The 270-nt window shown below is 67.0% G+C and carries 1 pseudogene; it reads right to left on the bottom strand.

What is annotated here, in order from left to right:
• Window positions 1–270 (bottom strand): annotated as a pseudogene (locus tag HX846_RS12955) (alginate biosynthesis protein AlgK); the annotation flags it as partial.

Below are 270 nucleotides of genomic sequence, written 5' to 3'. Positions count from 1 at the left end.
CACGGGGCGATGTATCGGCGGCCGCGCGGTACGTCGCTTCGGCCTGCTTGATTTGCTCGGGGTCGCGGGTGCCGACCTGGATATCCGCCAGGCCCACTTGGGCCTCGCTGTAGCCCAAATCCGCGAGCTGCTGGTAGTTCTGCTGGGCAGTGACGGTGTCGCCACGTTTCAGCGCTTCATTGGCCAGGCGTTGGTCGGGCAGGCCGGCGCAACCGGCGAGGCTGACCGCAACAGCCAGCAACGCCACAGTTCCCATGTGGGAGCGGGCTT

It is taken from the genome of Pseudomonas sp. K5002 (genome assembly GCF_013386655.1).
In the GTDB taxonomy this organism is placed as follows: Bacteria; Pseudomonadota; Gammaproteobacteria; order Pseudomonadales; family Pseudomonadaceae; genus Aquipseudomonas.
This window is presented reverse-complemented; position numbering and strand designations above follow the sequence as displayed.